The organism is Limosilactobacillus sp., from assembly GCF_051873035.1.
Lineage (GTDB): Bacteria > Bacillota > Bacilli > Lactobacillales > Lactobacillaceae > Limosilactobacillus.
The window spans coordinates 1-4,175 of the sequence record NZ_JBJEEL010000002.1 but is presented as its reverse complement, the minus strand read 5'-3'; the positions used below and the strand labels follow the sequence as shown (position 1 = coordinate 4,175).

4 protein-coding genes and 1 tRNA gene are annotated in these 4,175 nt (G+C 44.8%); 2 read left to right on the top strand and 3 right to left on the bottom strand.

Translation table 11 applies throughout. The annotated features are described in order from the left end of the window. Nucleotides 1-198 precede the first annotated feature (198 nt). Nucleotides 199-675 (bottom strand): GNAT family N-acetyltransferase, encoded by a 477-nt coding sequence (locus ACI31H_RS00135; protein ID WP_439769982.1) that lies wholly within the window; start codon nt 673-675, stop codon nt 199-201. Nucleotides 676-790: 115 nt separating this feature from the next. Here ACI31H_RS00135 and ACI31H_RS00130 point away from each other — a divergent pair. Then, nucleotides 791-863, top strand: a tRNA-Ala gene (locus ACI31H_RS00130). A 46-nt stretch (nt 864-909) separates the two neighbouring features. On the opposite strand, the gene ACI31H_RS00125 is transcribed toward ACI31H_RS00130, so the two are convergent. Beyond that, entirely contained in the window at nt 910-1,497 is a 588-nt protein-coding gene (locus ACI31H_RS00125; protein ID WP_439769981.1) for a GNAT family N-acetyltransferase, read from the bottom strand. 130 nt (nt 1,498-1,627) lie between these two features. Here ACI31H_RS00125 and ACI31H_RS00120 point away from each other — a divergent pair, with 130 nt between their 5' ends. Then, nucleotides 1,628-2,170, top strand: coding sequence for an RBBP9/YdeN family alpha/beta hydrolase (locus ACI31H_RS00120; protein ID WP_439769980.1), 543 nt, complete (start codon nt 1,628-1,630; stop codon nt 2,168-2,170). A gap of 36 nt (nt 2,171-2,206) precedes the next feature. On the opposite strand, the gene ACI31H_RS00115 is transcribed toward ACI31H_RS00120, so the two are convergent. Beyond that, nucleotides 2,207-3,613, bottom strand: coding sequence for a DHA2 family efflux MFS transporter permease subunit (locus tag ACI31H_RS00115; protein WP_439769979.1), 1,407 nt, complete (start codon nt 3,611-3,613; stop codon nt 2,207-2,209). Nucleotides 3,614-4,175: the final 562 nt, after the last annotated feature.

The following is a 4,175-nucleotide window of genomic DNA, read 5'->3' as shown; positions in this document are numbered from 1 at the left end:
CGTCATTTTATCAAGGATAAACATGAACTATTTTTCATGTAGTTACCTAGACTAGATGTCAAGTTCCATCCCTTGACGACTTGTGAAAAATAACTTTGGTCTAGCTAAATCTTGTCATGTTTCTGAAACACAACAGTTAAATACTATAGTCGTTTTGTAATCATTTTGCAAGGCATAATTAAAAATTAATTCACCCGCTCAAATACAGTATTCAAGAACCTGAGCCGCCTGATCACCGATATCGTCATAATGCAGAACCAATGACTGAACAACTTCAAAGCCATTCTTCACATATAACTTCTTGGAAGGAACATTCCCTGCCAATACATCAAGATGAATAGCCTTCTTCCCTTCCCGCTCGGCCTGTTTAATAATCGCCTGCAGAAGCTCACTAGAAATTCCCGTTCGCCGATACTCTGGATGCACACCATACAGGTGAAGAATCCCAATTTCATTATCAGCAAACTGGTGTGGCCATTCGACCTGGGAATACTCCTCACCAGTTGTCAGAACTCCACCGGCCACTACCCGCTGATCTTTTAAGCCGATCATTACCGTTGCATTTTCAATCATCTGTTGGAGGCTATCAACACTTGGATATTCACCCCATGTCCAATCAGCACCATATTTATCAAGGGGCTGATGATCGCAAATCGCCTTGTAAAGTGCCGCCACACCCTTAAGATCGTTTGAGTGAGCTACCCTTATTTCATCCAATACCACTATTATTCACTTCTTCCTTAAAGTTACTAACCCTCTGATCATTCCCCTGTTATAATAGAGACGCAATGGGCCATTAGTTCAGTTGGGAGAATGTCTGCTTCGCATGCAGGAGGTCGCGAGTTCGAATCTCGCATGGTCCATCATATCTATTAAATCGCCAAGGGGTAACATCCCCCTGGCGATTTTTTAGTTAAAGAATTGTGCTTTAATCTTGTTAAAGTTAACGATCGGTGTCGGTGCAGCGCCATGCTGAGCGATGGACTTCTCCATCCAAAGCATGTCGTACCACTTATCAAACTTATAGACGTTCTTATAAAAGCGCCCCGCTAGTTTATAACCATAGGCCTCATGAAATTTAGGGCTTGCCAAGGTTAAGTGTTGATCAGGCTGACCGTCATGTGGGTAAACAATGTGGGCAGTCATGTTAACCACCTTCATCTGCCGGCAGATTTTCTCAAGCATATCATATAATTTTGTGCCGACATGCTTTCCCCGGCAGTCACGATCTACATAGATGGATGTTTCCACCGTCCACTGGTATGCGTAACGCGGATTAGCTGGACTAACGTACGCAAAACCGGCAACCTGGTCACCCAGCATCGCGACCAGGTATGGAAAACGCTGCTGGGTCTTCTTGATTCGTTCTGTCAGGTCAGCCATCGATGGAATAGCTACCTCACAGGTGATCGCCGTATTTTCCACATAATATCCATAAATCCGCTGAATTGCGGCAGCGTCAGTTGGCCGAGCTAACCGCAATACTACTTCGGTCATTATCATCCCTCCTTTTTACCTGTTAGTCCCCATTATTATAACGAGATTTGGTTAGTCAGAACCATTCTAATTGCTGGTTCTTAGTTAAAATTTTATGATAGGAGTAACAAATCTTGAAAGGATGACTATTATGCAAAATGCTTACCTCATTCATGGCACCTCCACCCGGGACGACGACTGGTTCCCCTGGTTAGAAAAGGCCTGCGCTCCACAGATCAAACTTGACCGGATCTTCCTCCCCAATCCCTTTGCGCCACAAGCAGACGAATGGAACGATGCCGTTGACCAGCAGGTGCCAGCCACTGACGGCCTAACCCTAGTTGCTCACAGTCTGGGGTGTATCACTGCTCTACGCTTCGTTGCTCGTCATCAGATCCACGATGTTCGCCTGCTACTGGTTGGCGCATTTGATCAAGGATTACCAACCTATCCCGAACTCGACAACTTTATGATGCCCGCTCCGGATTACCAACAAATCACTCCTAAGGTTTCACGGGCCACCGTCATCACCGCTAAGGACGATCCAATCGCTCCCTACCGCAATAGCATCAGCGTCGCCCACCAGTTGGGTGCCAAGCTGATCGTCCAGCCCACCGAGGGCCACTTCTTAACCAGTGATGGCTTCAGCGAGTTTCCCCTGGCCCTTAAGGAACTCCAACGTCTAACCAAATAAAAAAAGAGGATCTCGATCAGATCCTCTTTTTTATCTTTATAGGTCGTTACTCCGCGGCTTATCGGTCATCTTAAACGTTAGGATAATCCCAATGATAACCAGCACCAGGGTAAAGTAGATCCCATAGTGAACACCATTGGTAAAACGAACCGCGGAACTTCCCGTAGCGGCATTCCGCCCTAATTCCAGGAAGCTGGTTGCCAGGGCCGTGGCCAGGGCACCAACAATCTGTTGCATCGTATTCAAAATAGTACTACCATCGGCTGATTCCATTCCAGATAAGGAATTCAAGGCACTGGTCTGCGATGGTGACATTGCCAAAGGACACCCAATCATCAAAATGACGTGGGCGGTGATTACATAGGCGATTGACGAATGGTCGCTAGTCAGAGCTAACATTCCGGCACCAATGAGGGCAATAAAGAAACCGATCATTGCTGGCTTCTTGGCACCAACACTATCGTACATCCGTCCAGCAACTGCCGAAGTCAGGGCATTAATTACCCCACCCGGCAGCATGATAATCCCGGTCAGGGCCACTGGTAGTAACAGGCCGTTTTGGATGTACATTGGTAACAGGTACATTGCGGAAAGGATGATCCCAAAGTCTAACATCACCAGGGTCGATCCAATAGCAAAGGACCGCGTCTTAAATACCCGCAGATTAAGGATTGGCGTTTCCAGATGGAGCTGCCGGTGAACATAAAGTGCCAACACAACAATCCCAATAACCAGTGAAGTCAGGACAGATACTGATAGCCAACCATCACGACTAGCTAGACTGGCACCAATTACCAGTCCTGAGCAACCAACTGCTGATTCAAGAATTGATAAAACATCAACGTGTGGTCGAGTAATCTTGCCCACGTTTTCCAGTGAAGTAATTGCAAAAATCAACGCGATTGCCAAGAAAGGAATAAAGCACCAGAAGATCCAGTTCCAAGATGCCTTAGCTAAAATCAACCCAGTTAACGTTGGCCCAATTGCTGGGGCAAACATAATAACTAGGGCACAGACCCCCATGACAGCCCCAATCTTCTGCGGTGGGAAAATCTGCATAACGACCGCAAACATCAGGGGAAGGATGAGACCGGTCCCAATCCCCTGAATCATCCGACCAATCAGAAGGATCGGGAAGTTTACCGCCATGGCAGAAATTGCTGCACCGATAATAAAGTCAACTAAGGCAAAGATGATAATCTGCCGCGTGGTAAACCACTTTGAAATCAAACTCGACAGGGGTAAGACAATCCCGATGATCAGCATGTAGCCGGTCACCAGCCATTGAACGGTTGCCGTATTGACATGAAAGGCCAGGGTTAGCTTAGGCAGGGCGATGTTCAGGGAAGTCTCACTAAACATTCCCACGAAGGCCCCTAATAACATACTAACCATGGCAAGTTTGGGATGACGGACTTGCCGTACCCGCGCTTCATTATTCATACTAAAAAATCACTCCTCTAATTAATTCTCTGATTACACAATTGGTTACTTTATCAAAGATAATTAATTTTCGTAAGTGATTTTTATTAGTGTTGCTTTTCTTAAGTATATGGCTTAATAATATTAAGTTGTATTTTGCTAAATAACTTCGTTTACCTTGCTTATCTACGCCCGGGAAATTAAACTCGCTTGTTTAATTACAGATACTCCTAAATAACTCTTGTGTAAGAGCTCAATATTTTAATCTCAAATGAGCGTGCTAGGCATGGTTATAAGGGAGCCATTTAATAATCAGCATACGTTTGAGGTTAAAAACAGGCGCTACAATATTATGCTTTTCTTCCATAAATAATCTTCCTATATCAAAGTTACCTTTAGGAGACTGTTTACACCTAAAATACCTATGTTAATCACCTGCCAAATCAGCAGGAATATCATGTTTAGGTCAAAGGGCGTGAATCACCAAGATCGGTGGTCCACGCCCTTCTTTTATCTAAAATACGTATAGTTATTGATTATTTACCACGACTACGAGGAGAAAAATTTAAAAAATAAAAAGCCT